The sequence below is a fragment of the Paenalcaligenes sp. GW821-LYS-B07-1 genome (genome assembly GCF_058803365.1).
In genome coordinates this window covers 465,756-483,971 of the sequence record NZ_CM179516.1, presented here as the reverse complement: position 1 = coordinate 483,971, position 18,216 = coordinate 465,756, and the positions used below count along the sequence as shown (strand labels likewise).

Sequence of the window (18,216 nt, the reverse complement as noted above, 5' to 3'; positions counted from 1 at the left end):
ATTCTGTTCTTTCTGAACTAAAAAATGGCCGGATAATCCGGCCATTTTTATTGGGATCTGACAATCGTATTCATCGCTCTCGCCGGGGAACTGCAGGAATACGCACACTTTCAGTAGCGACCTTAAGCGTTCACACCGTAACGGGCACGATAAGCTGCTACTGATTCACGATGTGCAGCCAATTCCGCATTGCCATCTAAGAAAGACATAATGTCGCTTAACGACGCAATGCTTACTACTGGAATACCATAGCGTTGCTCTACTTCTTGCACAGCAGAGTGTGCAGACAAAGCGTCATCCGCACCGGCACGTTCCATGCGATCCAAAGCGATCAACACGGCTGCTGGTTCTGCACCCGCCGCGCGGATGATGTCTACAGATTCACGTACCGATGTACCGGCTGTGATCACATCATCAATAATTACCACTTTGCCTTGCAACGGCGCACCTACCAAGGTACCGCCTTCGCCGTGATCTTTGGCTTCTTTGCGGTTAAAAGCAAAAGGGATATCACGGCCTTGCAAAGCAGGATGTGCTGCCAACGCGCAGGTAGTCGCTGTTGCCAGCGGAATACCTTTGTAAGCCGGCCCAAACAGCATGTCGAAAGACAAACCGGAATCCACCAAAGCCTGTGCATAGAACTGCGCCAATTTCGCTACAGAAGCGCCGGTATTGAACAGCCCTGCATTAAAAAAGTAGGGGCTCAAACGGCCAGACTTCACTTTGAATTCGCCAAAGCGCAAAACGCCCTGTTCCAGAGCAAACTGAACAAATTCTCGACGTTGTGACACTGCGTCAACCATAAAACGAACCTTTTAGCGCGTAAAAAGACCTATTATTTCATACTATGTGCTGAACTTCCTGTCTGGCGTTGTCCATACAGCTTGAATCCCACACATTGTTTTCCTGTTTCTGGTGAGTATTTCATGCGTCTGCCCGTTTATTACATTTCCCACGGTGGTGGCCCTTGGCCTTGGATACCTGAGGTTGAAGCCTCGTATGCTCCCCTGCGTACTGCGCTAGCAGATATCCCCCGCCAACTCGGTAATCAAAAACCCAGTGCTATTTTGATGGTGTCCGCACACTGGGAAAGCGTCCATGGCTTTACTGTACAAGGCCACCCCAACCCCAGCATGCTGTACGACTATTACGGTTTCCCAGCACACACCTACGATGTGCGCTATGCCGCCCCCGGTAAACCGGAGCTTGCTGAACGCGTTAAGGAGCTGCTTGCCGAGCATCAGCTAGAAGCACACATAGACGCTGAGCGCGGCTTTGATCACGGTGCCTTCGTACCCGCCTACTGTATTTATCCTGATGCGTCGGTACCCATGGTGCAATTATCTATTCACCAGCACTATGATCCTGCCCTGCACATACAGTTAGGCAAAGCAATTGAACGCCTGCGCGATGAGAATGTGTTGATCATCTGTAGTGGTTTGAGCTATCACAACCTGCGTCATCTAGGCCCTAGCGGCCGTGAACCCTCTGCACAGTTTGACGCGTGGCTAGAAAAAACGCTGCTGCATGACACGCCTAAACAACGCATTCCCGCCATGCTGAATTGGGAAAATGCACCCGCTGCACGTATTGCTCATGCGCGCGAAGATCACTTGGTACCGTTATTTGTTGCCGTTGGTGCTGCCGAGCATGACGCTGTGCACAGATTTCACTACCAGCAAGATGCCTTTGGGGGCATTACGGTATCCAGCTACCGCTTTGATACGCCATAAGCTAAGCATTTCCCTATGCTCTGAGGGCTTTCTGGTCAGCAGAGTATGGGGCGGATAAAATAGCGGCTACATGCAGATCGCAAGGGAGAATTGAGCGTTGTTAAAAGTTACGAGTTTGAACCTGAACGGCATCCGTGCTGCCTTTAAAAAAGAGCTACCTGCCTGGTTAAAGAGCTATGCCCCCGACATGGTAGCCATGCAAGAGGTTCGCATCCAAGACCAAGACCTAACCGCCGCCATGCGTCACCCTGAGGGCTACACAGGCCACTTCAATCTGGCTGAGCGCAAAGGCTACAGCGGCGTGGGTTTTTACCTCAATAGCCCTGCAGACAAAGTATGCGAGGGTATGGGCTGTGATGAGTTTGACCCAGAAGGCCGTGTGATTCGCGCTGACTTCAGCAACATGAGTTTGGTTAGCGCCTACCTACCCTCAGGTACCAGTGGTGATATTCGCCAAGACGCCAAATACCGCTTCCTAGAGAGGTTTGAGGCATGGATGAATGCCTTGATGAAAGAACGCACCGAAACTGGTCGTGAATTCATTATCTGTGGCGACTGGAACATTGCCCACCAAGAGATTGACCTGAAAAACTGGAAAGGCAATCAAAAGAACTCCGGTTTCTTGCCCGAAGAACGCGCATGGATGACCAAGGTACTCAGCGAAATGGGGTGGGTAGACGTATACCGTAGCCTGCACCCTGACACCACTGCCGAGTGCTACACATGGTGGAGCAACCGTGGCCAAGCGTGGGCCAACAACGTGGGGTGGAGGATCGATTACCAAATCGCTACTCCCGGTATTGCCGCCACAGCACGCCATGCTGAGGTCTATAAAGCTGAACGCTTTAGTGATCATGCTCCGCTGACTATTCAGTACGAGTGGGCGCTATAAAACGTAGACGACCGTATTCATCGCACACGCTGTGGGAACTGCAGGAAAGCTTTTTGTGATTTGTACACCAAATCACAAAAATTTCCTCTCCGTCCCCACAGCAGTATTGAATATAGTCAGGGCTACAAACCCTTTCTTAAGCCGGGCACAGAAGCTATGAAGGGCTACAACATGCAGAGGCTGCGTCTAAAGCAATTCACGTCATGATCATTCACCATCCCTATGGCCTGCATCCAAGCATAGGTAATGGTAGGCCCGACGAACTTAAAGCCTTTGGCTTTTAACGCTTTAGAGATTTGTTCAGATAAGGGGCTGCTTGCTAGCCTAGTCACACCATCGTTCAACAGCGTTTTGCCATCGGTAAATGACCAGCAAAAGTCGCTGAAACTTTCGCCCTTACTTTTCATGTCTTCGTAGATTTGCGCACCTTTAATAGTGGCAACGATTTTGGCTCTGGAGCGAATAATGCCGGGATTAGCCATTAAGCGCTCTATGTCCGCCTCGGTATAACGCGCCACTTTAGCAGGGTCGAAATTATCAAAAGCCAGCCTAAAGGCTTCGCGCTTACGCAGCACAGTAATCCACGCTAAGCCGGCTTGAAAGCCTTCGAGCATTAAGCATTCCCACAACTCGCGGGAATCACGCATGAGAACACCCCACTCCTCATCGTGATACTGCTCCATCAATGCATCGCCTTCGGCCCAGCCGCAGCGTGTGTGTACTCGTATTGTCTGTGTCGTACTCATTGTGTCAGTCCACATTATGCTGCTAGCTGTTTAACGGCCTACAACGTGTCTATGCTTAAGAAAACAGTTTAATGAAGCCCGTAATCACTAGAGCGTTCACAAAGTCTACAAACAATGAACCCACCAAAGGAATCACAAAGAAGGCTTTAGGGGATGGGCCGTTTTTGCTGGTGAAAGCTTGCATGTTAGCCACCGCATTAGGCGTAGCACCCATACCAAAACCACAATGACCTACAGAAATGGTCACTGCGTCATAGTCACGACCCATGATGCGGAAAGTAACGTAGTACGCAAAGACCCCCATCAAAATAGTTTGTGCTACCAGAATCACCAACAATGGGCCGGCTACGTCTACCAGTTCCCACAACTTCATGTCCATCAATGCCATGGTCAGGAAGAATGCCAATGCGACCTCACCAATGACGCCCACTTCGTGCTCGGGGCAACGCAGCTTGCGCAGGTCAATGACGTTACGCATGATTGCGGCAATCAACATCGCACCCAAATAACCTGGCAGCACGATCTCTTTGGTAGCCAAGTAATCAGTGATCGTGACACCAATACCCATGGCAATCGCCAACAACACCACGGTGTACATAATGGTGCCCAACAAGTGCTGTTTGCTTTGTTTTTTATCCGCAGAAACTGCTGCCACATCCTGAGAGTCATCCGTTTCGAACTCGGACACCTCTGTGTGTGCACGCCCTTTGATTTTGTAGCGCTGCATTAATCGGCGACCCAATGGCCCTCCGATCAAACACCCAAACACCAGCCCCCATGTAGAAGCAGCCATCGCTGCTGGCAACGCGCCCGTTACTCCCAAACCTTCCAAGATAGGACCAAACGCACCGGATGTACCGTGCCCACCTGTCATGGAAATAGAACCTGCGGCCAAACCCAGCAAGGGGTTAGCACCCATCGCGCCTGCCAGACCTACACCAACGATGTTTTGCAGCACTACCAACACCACAACTACCGCCAAGAAAATCAGTACCGCCAAACCACCTTTTTTCAGTAGTTCTAAACTGGCTGAAAACCCGATTGTGGTGAAGAACACCACCATAAAGAATTCGCGTATATCCTTGGACAGCGTAATCTCAAATGCCCCAGTTTGGTGGCCGATCAATATCAGTACCGAAAACAGCAAGCCACCAATAATGGGGCTGGGGATAAAGTATTTGCTTAATACAGGCACACGGCCTTTGATTAGCTCTCCCAACACTAAGAACACAGCGGCTAAGCCAACGGTCTGAGGGATATTCAACTGAATAGTGGTTAGATCCATGGGTGTTTCCCTACTCGAAAAATCGTGCTCGTTTTTTCAGGGCGATGATGGGCTGTAATGCCACGCAATCTGCGTTACAACACGCCTGACGTGCGAGCAATGAATGCAGCAATTTTCTCAGGCTGATTTAAGTCTAACAAGGGTAATGGACACTGCGTCAACTCTGCTACATCTGTTGCCACAGCCACCACACCTTGATTCTCAGCATAGACAGGGGGAATGCCCCTAGACGGACGGTGTACTTCTAAACGGGGGATATCGGCTTGCCTGTAGCCCTCTACCAACACCAGATCTACTGGCCCCAAACGTTCTACGAGTTGCTGTAACGTTGGCTCGTCTTGCCCATGTAACGAGTGAAACAGCGCGTACTGATAAGGCGATGCCACGATCACCTCTCTGGCGCCAGCCGTGCGAAATCTGGCGCTATCTTTATGTGGGGGTTCAAAACTTAATTGATGGTGGCTGTGTTTGATCACAGCCACCTCTATGTTGCGCTCTACAAACCAAGGTAGCATGGCTTCGACCAGAGTAGTTTTACCGCTACCCGAGCGACCAATAATGCCAAATACCCGGCTCAGATCTGCCATAGATTAACGGTCGCGTTTGACCGCGAACGCGCAAAAATCAATTAAGGTTTGTTTAAAGTCAGAGGCTGGGAACGCTTGGATCGCATTCAACGCCAACTTCACTTCTGCATCAGCGGCATCACGTGTGTAGGCCAATGCATCAGTGTTGTGAATAGCACGAGCTACTGCTTCAAAGTCACCATCGCCATTTTCAATAGCTTGTTTGATCAGTTGCTGCTCTTCTTCCGTGCCCACTTCCATGACACGAATCAATGGCAGCGTAGGCTTACCTTCGCGCAAATCATCGCCTACGTTTTTACCCAACGCAGCCACATCACCGCTGTAATCCAGTACGTCATCAATCAACTGGAATGCAGTGCCAATGTGACGACCATAGGCAGCAGCGGCTTCTTCTAGCTCATCGCTCGCACCGGCCAAAATAGCACCTACTTGAGCAGCGGCTTCAAATAGCTTAGCTGTTTTGTAGCGCACAACTTGCAGGTAACGTTCCCTAGACACATCAGGGTCGTGCACGTTCAATAATTGCAGCACTTCGCCTTCGGCAATAATCGTGGTGGCACCAGACAGCACCGACATGGCGCGCATAGAGCCGCATTCCACCATCATTTCAAACGAACGCGAATATAAATAATCGCCTACCAATACACTGGCAGCATTGCCGAATACGGCGTTGGCAGTACTACGGCCACGACGCATATCGGACTCATCAACCACATCATCGTGCAACAGCGTAGCCGTGTGGATGAACTCAACCACTGCAGCTAACACATGGTGAAACCTGCCTTCGTAGCCCAACGCTTTAGCCACCAGCAACAACATTGCCGGACGCATACGCTTGCCACCAGCACCGACGATGTATTCCCCTATAGTACGAATAAGGACAACTTCCGAATTAAGACGCCCGCGAATGACTGCGTCCAGTTCGCGCATATCATCGGCTATAGGGCTCATCAGATCTGGGAGACTCAAGACAAATTTCCGAATGGTAAAAAGTTGATACACATCGCGCAACAGCTTGCGCAAAACACCTAATTATACGGGTTTGTCTATATTTCGCAGCGTCTACTTACTATCTTTCTGACTTCTAACCGTTTTTTACTAACTCTGAGCTCTCGCGACAGCACGCCATCGCTACCTGAGCGCAGGGTGTGTAGGGAAAGAACAGCACCTTTTAGTCATAATCATTTTTTTAGCGATAATAGATCTTTTACTACGTACTTTTGGAGACTTCTTTTGAGTACGCCCGACCTGAGCAACCTGATCCAACGTGCCGAACGCGTCCTGGCTCAACTTGAAGCCTGGCTGCCTCCGGCTCCCCCCGAAACAGACTGGAATGCCTACGCATTTCGCTGGCGCAAACAAGGCTCTAGAGGATGGTTAGATTCTGTACATAATATTGCGGCAATCCAACCCGATAACCTGCACCACATTGAACGCCAAAAAGAAGCACTTGAGCGCAATACCCTGCATTTCCTAGCAGGCAAACCCGCTAACAACGTACTAATGACTGGCGCACGTGGTACCGGTAAAAGCTCACTTGTAAAAGCCATGCTGTGCAGCTTGGCTGACAAAGGCCTGCGCCTGATTGAAGTAGACCGTGACGACATGGCCGATTTGGGCGACATCATTGACCTGATCAGTGGACGTCCTGAACGCTTCATCATTTTCTGCGATGACTTGTCGTTTGAAGATGGCGAACCTGGCTATAAAGTATTGAAATCCGTGTTGGATGGCTCTGTGGCCTCCCCCGGTGATAACGTACTGATTTACGCTACCTCGAATCGCCGTCACCTGATTCCTGAGTACATGAGCGAGAATCTGCAAGCTAAACCACACTCTGATGGTGAGATCCACCCCGGTGAAGCGGTAGAAGAGAAAATTTCTCTCTCTGAGCGTTTTGGTCTGTGGCTGTCGTTCTACCCCTTTAGCCAAGACAAATATCTGGATATCGTGAACCACTGGCTACAACAAGCTGGCTGCACACCAGAGCAAATTGAAGAGTCCCGTACTGAAGCCTTGCAATGGGCATTGCACCGTGGCTCACGCTCCGGTCGTGTTGCACGTCAATTCGCACGTGACTGGGCAGCGCGCTATGTCTAAGCCTCGTATTCACGCAGCAGTAGGCCTTATTTTGCGTGAGGACGGTAAAGTACTGTTTGGCAAACGCCCCGAAGACAAACCGTGGCCCGGTTATTGGGAACTACCCGGTGGCAAAGTAGAAGCCGGCGAAACCGTGCCACAAGCACTACGTCGCGAGCTCAAAGAAGAGCTGGATATTGATGTAACGCATTCCACACCTTGGATAGAGTACGTACATGAATATCCCAAAAACATCGTCCGCCTCTCTTTTTACAAAGTAGATGCGTGGGATGGCGAAGAAAAAGGCGTGGAAGGCCAAGAACTCACGTGGCTCACACCGTGCTGGCCATTGTCCGTAGAACCTGTGCTGCCTGCTGCTGAGCCGCCTATGCGCTGGTTGAGCCTGCCTAACCGCTATTTGCTCAGCCACATAGATGATGCTGCACACACCGATGCTTGGCTAGAACGCTTGGAAATGTCTCTGGAAGATGGCATTCAACTGGTGCAATTCCGCGAACCAGCTTGGGAACAACTCGCTGCTGACGATGCAGAGCAACGCGACATGTTGCATCAAGCGTGGTTAGCTACCCGAGAACTGTGCTGGAAATACGGCGCCCGCTGTTTGATCAATAGCGTACACCCTAAAGACTGGTGGTCTGAAGGCGACGGTGTACAACTGCGCGCCAATGATGCTCAGCACTGGGCCGCGCAAGCACAAGCGGGGCTTAAAGCCGATACCGCTCATGCTGACCCTGTACTGGGGTTACCTGAAAAAGCACTGGTAAGCGTTTCGGCGCATAACAGTGCTGACCTAGAAGCCGCCATACAGCTAAACGCCAGCTTTATCGTCGTTGGCCATGTGTTACCTACCCCCTCTCACCCTGGCGAAGAAGGTTTGGGCTGGGCTGCCTTCCAAGAGTTGGCATGGCAAGCAGGTAGACCAGTATTTGCTATAGGTGGCCAATCCAACTCCTCGTTGGCAGAGGCCACTGAGCATGGCGCACACGGCATTGCCGGCATACGCCACATCGGGCACAACGCATGACCGATCAGGTAACCATTTCAGAACGTGATGGTCTACGTTACCTGCACCTAGGTAGCCCCTGGGTGCAGGGCGTTATGCGCTTGAAAAACCCCGATCAGCTAGAGCTTACCTATATACAGCAAATGATGATGTGGTCGTTATTTCAAGATAACCCCACACATATTGTGCAGTTGGGGTTAGGCGCAGCCAGTTTGACCCGTTTTTGTCATCAGCATTATTCATCCGCCCACGTGACGGCAGTAGAACTCAATGCGGAGGTAATACAAACCTGCAGACTGCTATTCGACCTGCCTGAAGACGGCCCTAACTTGACTGTGCTGCAGAGCTGCGCTTACCGCTACGTAGAAGAAGCCCCCGACCAAAGCATTGATGTACTACAAGTAGACCTGTACAGTGCTGACGCGCAAGAGCCTGCCTGCGAAGGCGAAGACTTCTACGCCAACTGTGCACGCAGCCTGCGTGATGACGGCATACTCACTGTGAATATTTTGGGTAACCCATCTGTTCATGGCCGCCACATACAGCAACTGCAAGACACCTTTGCCGCCGTAGCGTGGCTACCCGAGTCGCATGATGGCAACGTGATTGCCATTGCATTCAAAAACGCACCGGAAATAGAGTTTGAACAGCTCTACCAAAAATCCGCCATACTGGAAGCCCGTTTGGGCCTGCCTGCAGGCGACTGGGTAGATGACTTAGTAGACTGGATGCAAGGCGATTAGTCTTGCACCGGTGACTGCTGTAATACCGGAGGCTGGCTCAGACTAGTCGCATCCCAGCCTCCACCCAACGCTGCAATCAACTGCACCGCAGCGATATAATGATCGGCTTGCAGAGAAATTGTGCTGCGTTCAGTGCTTAACGTACTGGTTTCCACTTGCGCCAAACTCAAGAAATCCACCATGCCTGCGGCATACTGATTGCGCATTAACGTCAGAGATTCTCGGGCCGCATCCAAAGCACGTTGCTGTGTCTGCATTTCTGCCGACAAGCCTTGCCATTGCACCAAACCATCTTCCACTTCTTTGATGGCATCCAGAATCGTTTGTCGGTATGACGCTGCTTGCGCATCGTAAGCGGCACGCGCATCGTCCACTCGTGCTGAACGAGCACCACCATCAAAAATCTGTAGGGCCAATGCAGGGCCTAGGCTCCAGAATCTCGCCGGTGCAGTGAACCAATCAGACCATTCACTGGCTCGGTAACCCCCTTGAGCACTTAAGGTTAAATCGGGCAACCAAGCAGCTTGTGCTACCCCAATTCTGGCATTTGCCGCCATCATTTGTCGTTCAGCTGACGCCACATCTGGCCTACGCTCTAGAAGCTGTACCGGCACCGCAGCCGGCATGCTAGGCAGCGTTGGCCAGCCTTCCAACGTTAAGGTTTGCATAGCAGCAGGCGTTACCCCCAACAATACAGCCATGGCGTTATGCAATTGCCCTTGCTGCCTATTCAACGATAAACGCTGAGTGCGTGCATTTTCTAATTGCGCTTGTGCCGAAGCCACATCACTGCGCGATGACATACCAGTTTCGTAGCGGTTTTGGGTGATTTGCAAAACCCGCTCATACGCGGCAATAGTTTGGTCCAGCAGTTGCTGAGACACCCACACATTTTTGGCCTGGAAATAACTTTGCACTAACGTAGAGGCCAAGCTTAATTGCGTCGCAGCAATATCAGCTTGACTGGCTTGCAGTGATGCCTCAGCCGCTTCATTAGAGCGACGTACCTTACCCCAGATATCCGGTTCCCACCCTGCGGTGAGGCTCATGGAGTAACTGTCGCTCGCACTGGGGGTACTTGAACCTGAACCACTACGTGTGTAGCTGCCAGAACTGTTTAATGTGGGGTAAAACTCGGCTCGTGCACTACCTAGTGCTGCCAATGCCTGCCTATAACGTGCCTCTGATTGCTCCAAGGTTGCATTATGCGCCAGCATCTTTCCCACCAACTCCGATAGCAATGGATCATTAAATGCAGTCCACCACTTCACCACACCAATTTGTTCATCTGCTGGTTGCGCCAATAACCAACCAGGGTTATCGGTCGCCTTCGCAGTTTGAATAGCCTCATTCTTGAAATTCACACCCACATCCAACTCTGGACGCTGGTAGTCAGGCCCAATGGCACACCCTGCAATCAACACGCTACATGCCACACCTACCGTACGCTTGCTCCATAGCAAGGACGCAACAGAACTCATGAGGAAACGAGAGAAATTAGGCAGCATGGTTAGACAAGCGTTCACGACGCTTAGCAAGATAACGTTGACGGAAACGATCCAAATACAAGTACACCACCGGCGTAGTATAGAGGGTCAGCACTTGGCTTAATAACAACCCACCCACGATGGTCAACCCCAACGGCTGACGCATTTCTACGCCAGCTCCAGTAGCGACGATCAGTGGTACGGCACCCAAAATAGCAGAAATGGTGGTCATCATGATGGGCCTAAAGCGCACCAAGCAGGCCTGATAAATCGCTTCCTCCGGTGGCAGACCATCACGACGCTCGGCAATCAGTGCATAGTCCACCATCATGATGGCATTTTTCTTCACAATACCAATCAGCAAAAACACCCCAATTAAGGCGATCACCGAGAAGTCTTCTTTCATCACCATCAAGGCCAACAAGGCTCCAATCCCTGCTGACGGCAAGGTAGACAGAATAGTGATGGGGTGAATATAGCTTTCGTACAGCATACCCAACACGATGTACATGGTGGCCAGCGCGGCCAGAATCAGCCATGGCTGCTGCGCCAATGAGTCTTGCATCAGCTTAGCAGTACCGCCAAAACCGGTTTGGATTTGATTGGTGGGTAAACTGATTTCTGCCAACGACTTCTCTATCGCATTCACGCCTTGCTCTAGCGACACGCCTTCGGATAAGGCAAAAGAAATACTCTCAGAAACAAATAAACCCTCGTGATTCACACTCAACGGTGCTGAACCTGGCACAAAATCGGTGAAGGCAGAAAGCGGTACACGACTACCGTCTTTGCTGATCACCTCTACTTGTTTAAGTGATTCCACATCTTGGGCAAAACGCTCTTCTACGCCCAGCACAATGTTGTACTGATTCAAGCGCCCATACACCACCGACACTTGCCGTTGGCTAAATGAGTTATTCAAGGTTGCCGCAATTAAGGCCATGTCTACGCCTAAGCTCGTCGCCTTTTCACGGTCAATTTGCATTTCCACGCGCCAGCCAGGTTCTTCAGAATCGGCTTCCACATCAGTAAGCTCAGGTAACGCTGCCATGGCCCTACGTACCTTGGGCATCCACTCTTTCAGCAGCGCCAAGTCACTACCTAGCAAACTGTATTGGTAGGCCCCCGCACGCCCAGCTCCACCCACAAATATATCTTGCTGCGGCGTCAAAAACATACGAGCACCGGGCTCAGACTGCAACTGTTCACGTAAACGCGCAACCACCGTATTGGCATTGGCATCACGCTCATCCAATGGCTTAAGCTCTATCAGAATCGTAGAACTGGTGCTGGACCCTTGGCCACCCGCAAATACCGCTACACTTTGCACCGCTGGGTCATTCATTAAGATCGTTCTAAACTTGTTCAGCTTGGGCAACATACCTTGAAATGACGTGCCCTTATCCACCCTGAAAAAGCCCATTAACTGGCCTGTATCTTGTTGCGGGAACAAGCCTTTGGGAATCACCGCAAACAAGTAGCCATTCATCACAATGGCCAAAAACAATGACAATAGCGTTAGGCGCTTATGACGTAATGCCCATGCCAAACTGCGCTGATAGGCCACAGCAAACACATGGCCTATACGCCCCAACAATAGGCTCACCCCCTGAAGCATGGGTTTAGCTTTAGGGGTTTCTGGTAGTAATCTCGCTGCCATCATAGGCGTTAGCATCAGCGAGATCAGCAACGAGAAAAAGATAGCCACTGACAAGGTAACGGCAAACTCTTTGAACAACTGACCAACCAATCCCCCCACCAACCACAGTGGAATGAACACCGCTACCAACGAAATGCTCATGGCCAATACGGTAAAGCCTACTTCACGTACCCCGCGTATAGCTGCCCTAAACGGTTTGACCCCATTTTCCACGTGACGCATCACGCTTTCTAACACCACGATGGCATCATCCACCACAAAGCCGGTGGCAATAATCAATGCCATCAACGAAATGGTGTTGAGCGAAAAGCCAAAGAAATACACCAGTGAAAAGGCACTCAGCAACGACGCTGGTACCGCAATCGCGGGAATTAACGCTGCCCGCCAATCCCGTAAAAATGCCAGCACCACCAGTACCACCAAAACCATGGCGATGATCAGTGTCTTACGTGCTTCATCTAGCGATGCCCTAATACTAGGCGTGCGATCTTGTGCTACTGAAATATGCACATCAGCGGGCATCATGGCTTCAAAATCGGGCAACCGTTCACGAATCGCATCCACGGTTTCAATAATATTGGCGTCTGCTTGCCTACGTACTATCAACAATACTGCCGGTTTTTCATTAGAAAAGCCTGCGTTATATAAGGTTTCCGTGCTGTCTTCCACCAAGGCCACATCGCTCAGGCGTATGGGATTACCGTTACGCCACGCCACGATTAATGGACGGAACTGATTAGCGCGATTCATCTGCGCCCCTGAGTTCACATACCACTGGTGCTCATTGTTTTCTAAATACCCATTAGGGCCTATGGCATTTTCACGTGATAAGGCACTACGTATTTCATCCAGCGACACCCCCATGCTGCTCAGCAAGCGTGGGTTCAAGCTAATACGCACCGCTGGCAGCGATGCCCCCCCCACCGACACCTCACCCACACCTTTTACCTGCGCCAACTTTTGCGCAACGATGGTGGTTGCCAAGTCATACAGTTCTGCTGGCGTCGCAATAGGCGATGTCATTGCCAGCACCATCACGGGCATAGAGGACGGATTAACTTTGAAATACGACGGCGGATCACGCATACCCGATGGCAACATAGGCCGTGCTTGGTTAATGGCCGCCTGCACTTCGCGTGCCGCATTGTTGATGTCTTGGTCAAGGTCAAACATCAACGTGATACGTGTAGAGCCCTCTGAGCTGCGTGATGTCATTTCCATCAGCCCAGCAATAGACCCCAAGGATTGCTCTAACGGCATTGCTACACTGGACGACATGGTTTCAGGGCTAGCACCAGACAATCGTGCCTCTACCATGATCATGGGAAAATCCATCTCGGGCAGTGGGGCAACGGGCAGCATAAACAACGATAACCCCCCGGCCCCCACCATGGCCAAACACACCAAGGTGGTGGCAACGGGACGCACGATAAAGAGGGTTAGCCACCTCATGCGCTAACCTCGCTCCCTGTAGCGCGAGCCGCTTTCCAGCGTGTGGATAGTCTATCGAAGAATAGATAAATCACGGGTGTGGTGAAGAGCGTAAGCACTTGGCTACACAACAAACCACCTACCATCACCAATCCTAAAGGTTGACGCAACTCTGCACCCGAACCGGATGCGAACATCAGGGGCAATGCCCCAAACAATGCCGCTAAAGTGGTCATCAAGATAGGACGGAAACGCAGTAAAGCAGCTTGATGAATGGCCTCTTGTGCCGATAAACCCTCTTCGCGCTGTGCGACCAAGGCAAAGTCGATCATCATGATGGCGTTTTTCTTCACGATACCGATAAGCAAAATAATGCCTATCACCCCAATCATGTCCAGGTCTCGCCCTGCTAATAACAAGGCCGCCAGTGCGCCAATAGTGGCGGACGGCAAGGTGGACAAAATAGTGATGGGGTGTATATAGCTTTCGTACAGAATACCCAGCACGATGTACATGGTGACTACGGCAGCTAGCATCAACCACAAGGTACTGGACAGTGATGCTTCAAAGGCTCTGGCAGCCCCTAAGAAACGCAGCTCTACAGAGTCAGGCAACCCTATATCCACACGAGTCGCTTGAATCTCGGCCACCGCTTCTGACAACGATGCGCCAGCAGCCAAACTGAATGACACGTTGGCTGAAGGAAACTGATCCAGCCTTTCTATGCTCAGCATCATGGGCGCAATACGCCAACTGGCTACCGTACTTAACGGTACTGTCGTGCCGCTGCTGGTAGGTATATGCAAATTGGCGACGTTTTCGGGGTGCTCTCTGTAGCCTTCAGCCACTTCCAACACAACTCTATACTGGGCAGACTGGGTATAAATGGTAGAAATCTGTCGCTGCCCAAACGCGTCGTACAGCACATCGTCTAACGTGGATTTCGTCACCCCTAATCGGGCAGCCGTATCACGATCTACATCCAGCATTAGTTGCTGGCCACCGGGCTGCTGATCGGTAGCCACCGACGCAATAGATGGTAATGCTGCCAGCGCATCTTCCCACAATGGCAACCATGTTTCCAATACCCGTTTATCAGGGTCAGACAAGGCCATCTGATACGGATTACGGGCAACTTGGTCGTCTACCGTCAATTCCTGCACGGTTTGTATATACACCTGCAAGCCGGGGAGTTTTGCAACTGCTTCTTCCAGTTGTTTGCCTATAGTGACGGCGTCTTGCGAACGCTCACTTTGTGGCAGCAAACTGATCTGCATACGCCCGGTGTTCAGCGTCGCGTTGTTGCCGTCTACTCCAATAAACGTGGTCACACTTTCTACGTCTGGATGACGCAAGATTTCTTCGGCTGCCTGTGTTTGTAGGCTAGACATTGCTTGGAATGAAGCGCGCTGTGGCCCTTCCGTAATCGCTTGCAACATGCCTGTATCTTGTGCGGGGAAGAACCCCTTAGGCACCGCCATATACAGCAAGGCGGTTAATACCATCGTGCCCACGGCTACCCATAGTGTGAGCACTTGGTGGCGCAATACCCATTTCAAGCCATCGTCATAGCGCTGAATCATCACATCTGTTTTATGACCCAACCACGCTACGATGCGCTGATAAAAACGCTGAGGTTTCTCTGCATCCGATGGATTAGCGGGCTCATCACTATGCGCACGCAGCAAGCGTGCACACATCATAGGGGTCAGCGTCAGCGAAATCACTAGCGACAACAAAATCGCTACCGCCAAGGTAAGCGCAAACTCTCGGAACAGGCGCCCGATCACATCGCTCATGAACAGCAATGGAATCAACACAGCAATCAACGAGAAAGTCAGCGACAACAACGTGAAGCCAATCTGCTTAGCGCCCTTTAATGCAGCCGCTAACGGTTTTTCGCCTTGTTCTATGTAGCGGGCAATGTTTTCGATCATGACGATGGCATCGTCCACCACAAAACCTGTGGCAATGGTCAGCGCCATCAGGGTCAGGTTATTTACACTGAAGCCCATCAAGAACATGATGCCGAACGTACCTGCTAGTGACAGCGGCACCACCACACCAGGAATAAAGGTGGCAGTCCATGTACGCAGGAACACAAAAGTCACCAACACCACCAGCACAATCGCCAGCAGCATTTCTTGCTGTACGTGCGAAACAGAATCACGAATGGTACGTGTACGGTCAGCCGCTACCACCACATCCACCCCGGCGGGCATTGCCTGCTGCAAGGAAGGAAGCAACTCGGTAATTTTGTCTACCACGTCGATGACGTTTGCACCCGGCTGACGCTGCACATTCAGCAAAATTGCGGGTGTGCTACCAAACCATGCTGATTGGCGTGCATCTTCCGCGGCATGCACAACAGTAGCCACATCACCTAAACGTAGGGCAGAGCCATTTTCATAGCGAAGAATGAGATTTTCGTAATCGGCAACGGATTGCAGCTGTTCGTTAGCGCTAATGGAGGTAGAGCGCACCGGCCCATTTAACGTACCTTTAGGCTGATTCACGTTAGCCGCTACCACCGTCTGGCGTACGTTACTTAGCGTTAACTGCTGTGCCGCCAACGCTTCGGGATTCACCTGTATGCGCACTGCCGGACGTTGACCACCCGCAATACTCACCAACCCCACGCCCGTAATTTGCGATAACCTCTGCGCCACACGCAGATCGATCAAATCACGCACCTCCGTTAGCGGCAGCATGGGCGACATTATCGCCAAACTGATCACCGGCGTATCTGCCGGGTTCACCTTGTTATAAATAGGTGGTGAAGGCAAATCGGACGGCAAGGTAGTAGAGGCGGCATTAATAGCCGCCTGCACCTCTTGCTCGGCCACATCCAACGACAAACCCAAATCAAACTGTAAGGTAATACGCGACGCGCCGCCCGAGCTGGACGAGGTCATTTGTGCCAAGCCCGACATTTGCCCGAACTGTCGCTCCAGCGGTGATGTCACCAACGCCGTCATCACATCAGGGCTAGCACCAGGGTATAAAGTCACCACCTGAATGGTGGGGTAATCCACCTGAGGCAATGCCGCCACCGGCAACCACCGGTAGCCCAACAGCCCAGCCCCCAACAAGGCCAACATAGCCAAGGTGGTGGCCACAGGCCTTAAGATGAACTGGCGTGAGAAGTTCACTGTGTCTTGCCCTCTGGCGCAATCAATTCCACTTCAGAGCCTTCACGCAAACGGTCCATCCCTTCGGTAACCACTTGCTCACCTATTTCCAAGCCATTAAGAATGACGGAATCCACATCGTCACTGACGCCGGTTTGCACGGCACGAACATTCACTTTGTTCTCAGCATTAATGACGTACACGTAGTCACCAATAGAGCCGCTTTGTATAGCGCGTGCAGGAACAATCACGCCTTCTTGCTGGCCCAGCAATACATTCACATTCACGAACTGATTGGGGAAAAGCTTGTGGTCTTCGTTATCAAATCTGGCTTTGATACGCACCGTACCGGTGTTCACATCTATCTGGTTATCAATAGCCATCAACTCACCGGTGGCTAGCAATTCACCATTACGATTATTGACCGTGACTGACACCATACTGGGATACGACGCGCGAGTGGTAGTAACCACTTTCTCACCGCTATCTAACACGGTATTAGCGAGTAGCTCATGCTCATGCACGGCTTCTTGGACTCGCTGTAAATCTTGTTGAGGTAATGAGAAATACGCCGCAATAGGTTGGGTTTGGGTAATCACCACCAGCCCCTCTGTGCTGCCTGCCGACACCAAGTTACCTTTATCCACCGTGCGCAAACCTAAACGGCCACTTAACGGCGCAGTGATGCGGGTGTAATCCAATTGCAGTTGAGCTTCATCCACACCTGCTTTTGCAGCTTGTACAGCACCCTGCAATTGCTGCACAGAGGCTTCTTGATTCTGCAGTTGCTGTAATGAAATAGAATCTTGCTTGGACAAACGCTTATAGCGGTCTAAATCCAATCTCGCCAAACGCAATTGCGCTTCATTTTGCACCAGTTGTGCTTTGGCCTGATCTAGACGTATTTGATAGGCACGCGGGTCTATTTGCGCCAGTAGCTCACCTTCTTTGATCCACTGACCATCTTCAAAGGCGATGTCTATCAGTTCACCCTCTACACGGCTGCGTACCGTCACCACATTAAAGGCTTGTACTGTGCCAATAGCTGGAACCAATACCGGAAGTTGCCCAAAATGCGCTTGCGCAGCACGTACCGGTACCTTTGCCCCCATCATCATGCCCATCATGCCTGGACGGCCTTTAGGGGCATTCTGCCCGCCTGCTGTTCGACTAGACTGCCACCAATAAACGGCCCCTACTACAATCAGAATCAACAAGCACCACCATATCACCCGTGCACGGGATTTTGAGCGGGATGCAGAATTGGTCATTCACTGCTCTCCAACAAGCAAAGCTATTTTTATTTAAGTAAGGGGCTATGCGCCCCCAAGTTATTGTGTAGCGTGTGTCAGGGACCTGATACCACTACTGCAGCAAGCCCTTGCCCACCCTGTGACTCTCTGTAACTAAATAAGTTC

Annotated in this window: 14 protein-coding genes; 5 read left to right on the top strand and 9 right to left on the bottom strand. The window is 51.2% G+C overall.

What is annotated here, in order from left to right; all coding sequences use genetic code 11:
* Positions 1-122: 122 nt before the first annotated feature.
* Positions 123-803: an orotate phosphoribosyltransferase gene (gene pyrE, locus AC3QL0_RS02335; protein WP_135866630.1), complete on the bottom strand. Its 681-nt coding sequence runs from the start codon at positions 801-803 to the stop codon at positions 123-125.
* A 123-nt stretch (positions 804-926) separates the two neighbouring features.
* Here pyrE and AC3QL0_RS02330 point away from each other — a divergent pair, with 123 nt between their 5' ends.
* Together AC3QL0_RS02330 and AC3QL0_RS02325 are read left to right on the top strand one after the other, a co-directional pair.
* Entirely contained in the window at positions 927-1,733 is an 807-nt protein-coding gene (locus AC3QL0_RS02330; RefSeq protein WP_493009922.1) for a DODA-type extradiol aromatic ring-opening family dioxygenase, read from the top strand.
* A 97-nt stretch (positions 1,734-1,830) separates the two neighbouring features.
* Positions 1,831-2,625, top strand: coding sequence for an exodeoxyribonuclease III (locus AC3QL0_RS02325; protein WP_493009921.1), 795 nt, complete (start codon positions 1,831-1,833; stop codon positions 2,623-2,625).
* Positions 2,626-2,789: 164 nt separating this feature from the next.
* Here the strand turns inward: AC3QL0_RS02325 and AC3QL0_RS02320 are convergent, their stop codons facing one another.
* From AC3QL0_RS02320 to ispB, 4 genes are all read right to left on the bottom strand, one after another.
* Positions 2,790-3,371: a DNA-3-methyladenine glycosylase I gene (locus AC3QL0_RS02320; protein ID WP_493009920.1), complete on the bottom strand. Its 582-nt coding sequence runs from the start codon at positions 3,369-3,371 to the stop codon at positions 2,790-2,792.
* A gap of 55 nt (positions 3,372-3,426) precedes the next feature.
* Positions 3,427-4,656, bottom strand: coding sequence for a sodium/glutamate symporter (gltS, locus tag AC3QL0_RS02315; protein ID WP_493009919.1), 1,230 nt, complete (start codon positions 4,654-4,656; stop codon positions 3,427-3,429).
* Positions 4,657-4,730: 74 nt separating this feature from the next.
* A complete protein-coding gene (gene mobB, locus AC3QL0_RS02310; protein ID WP_493009918.1) occupies positions 4,731-5,243 on the bottom strand; it encodes a molybdopterin-guanine dinucleotide biosynthesis protein B in 513 nt (170 codons plus the stop codon).
* A 3-nt stretch (positions 5,244-5,246) separates the two neighbouring features.
* Positions 5,247-6,212: an octaprenyl diphosphate synthase gene (gene ispB, locus AC3QL0_RS02305; RefSeq protein WP_493009917.1), complete on the bottom strand. Its 966-nt coding sequence runs from the start codon at positions 6,210-6,212 to the stop codon at positions 5,247-5,249.
* 264 nt (positions 6,213-6,476) lie between these two features.
* Between ispB and AC3QL0_RS02300 the strand changes: the two genes are divergently transcribed.
* From AC3QL0_RS02300 to AC3QL0_RS02290, 3 genes are read left to right on the top strand one after another with little or no spacing between them, the layout of a single operon-like run.
* A complete protein-coding gene (locus AC3QL0_RS02300; RefSeq protein ID WP_493009916.1) occupies positions 6,477-7,343 on the top strand; it encodes an ATP-binding protein in 867 nt (288 codons plus the stop codon).
* Positions 7,336-8,367 carry a Nudix family hydrolase gene (locus AC3QL0_RS02295; RefSeq protein WP_493009914.1) on the top strand — a complete coding sequence of 344 codons (1,032 nt, stop codon included), beginning with the start codon at positions 7,336-7,338 and terminating at the stop codon, positions 8,365-8,367. Before AC3QL0_RS02300 ends, AC3QL0_RS02295 begins: the two co-directional genes overlap by 8 nt.
* Complete coding sequence (locus AC3QL0_RS02290) at positions 8,364-9,089, top strand: spermine/spermidine synthase domain-containing protein (protein WP_493009913.1); 726 nt, start codon at positions 8,364-8,366, stop codon at positions 9,087-9,089. The genes AC3QL0_RS02295 and AC3QL0_RS02290 overlap by 4 nt, the downstream gene beginning before the upstream one ends.
* On the opposite strand, the gene AC3QL0_RS02285 is transcribed toward AC3QL0_RS02290, so the two are convergent.
* The 4 genes from AC3QL0_RS02285 to AC3QL0_RS02270 are packed head-to-tail and all read right to left on the bottom strand — an operon-like array spanning position 9,086 to position 18,069.
* Entirely contained in the window at positions 9,086-10,570 is a 1,485-nt protein-coding gene (locus tag AC3QL0_RS02285; protein ID WP_493009911.1) for an efflux transporter outer membrane subunit, read from the bottom strand. The two genes, AC3QL0_RS02290 and AC3QL0_RS02285, sit on opposite strands and share 4 nt — an antisense overlap.
* A gap of 16 nt (positions 10,571-10,586) precedes the next feature.
* Positions 10,587-13,688, bottom strand: a complete 3,102-nt coding sequence (locus AC3QL0_RS02280) for an efflux RND transporter permease subunit (protein ID WP_493009909.1) — start codon at positions 13,686-13,688, stop codon at positions 10,587-10,589.
* Entirely contained in the window at positions 13,685-16,819 is a 3,135-nt protein-coding gene (locus AC3QL0_RS02275) for a multidrug efflux RND transporter permease subunit (protein ID WP_493009908.1), read from the bottom strand. Before AC3QL0_RS02275 ends, AC3QL0_RS02280 begins: the two co-directional genes overlap by 4 nt.
* A complete protein-coding gene (locus tag AC3QL0_RS02270) occupies positions 16,816-18,069 on the bottom strand; it encodes an efflux RND transporter periplasmic adaptor subunit (RefSeq protein WP_493009906.1) in 1,254 nt (417 codons plus the stop codon). The genes AC3QL0_RS02275 and AC3QL0_RS02270 overlap by 4 nt, the downstream gene beginning before the upstream one ends.
* Between the last annotated feature and the right edge of the window lie 147 nt (positions 18,070-18,216).

What these genes read in the sequence shown, in the direction of transcription:
- pyrE (WP_135866630.1), bottom strand. Translation starts at nt 803, where the DNA reads ATGGTTGACGCAGTGTCACAACGTCGAGAATTTGTTCAGTTTGCTCTG.
- AC3QL0_RS02330 (WP_493009922.1), top strand. Translation starts at nt 927, where the DNA reads ATGCGTCTGCCCGTTTATTACATTTCCCACGGTGGTGGCCCTTGGCCT.
- AC3QL0_RS02320 (WP_493009920.1), bottom strand. Translation starts at nt 3,371, where the DNA reads ATGAGTACGACACAGACAATACGAGTACACACACGCTGCGGCTGGGCC.
- gltS (WP_493009919.1), bottom strand. Translation starts at nt 4,656, where the DNA reads ATGGATCTAACCACTATTCAGTTGAATATCCCTCAGACCGTTGGCTTA.
- mobB (WP_493009918.1), bottom strand. Translation starts at nt 5,243, where the DNA reads ATGGCAGATCTGAGCCGGGTATTTGGCATTATTGGTCGCTCGGGTAGC.
- AC3QL0_RS02295 (WP_493009914.1), top strand. Translation starts at nt 7,336, where the DNA reads ATGTCTAAGCCTCGTATTCACGCAGCAGTAGGCCTTATTTTGCGTGAG.
- AC3QL0_RS02290 (WP_493009913.1), top strand. Translation starts at nt 8,364, where the DNA reads ATGACCGATCAGGTAACCATTTCAGAACGTGATGGTCTACGTTACCTG.
- AC3QL0_RS02285 (WP_493009911.1), bottom strand. Translation starts at nt 10,570, where the DNA reads ATGAGTTCTGTTGCGTCCTTGCTATGGAGCAAGCGTACGGTAGGTGTG.
- AC3QL0_RS02280 (WP_493009909.1), bottom strand. Translation starts at nt 13,688, where the DNA reads ATGAGGTGGCTAACCCTCTTTATCGTGCGTCCCGTTGCCACCACCTTG.
- AC3QL0_RS02270 (WP_493009906.1), bottom strand. Translation starts at nt 18,069, where the DNA reads ATGACCAATTCTGCATCCCGCTCAAAATCCCGTGCACGGGTGATATGG.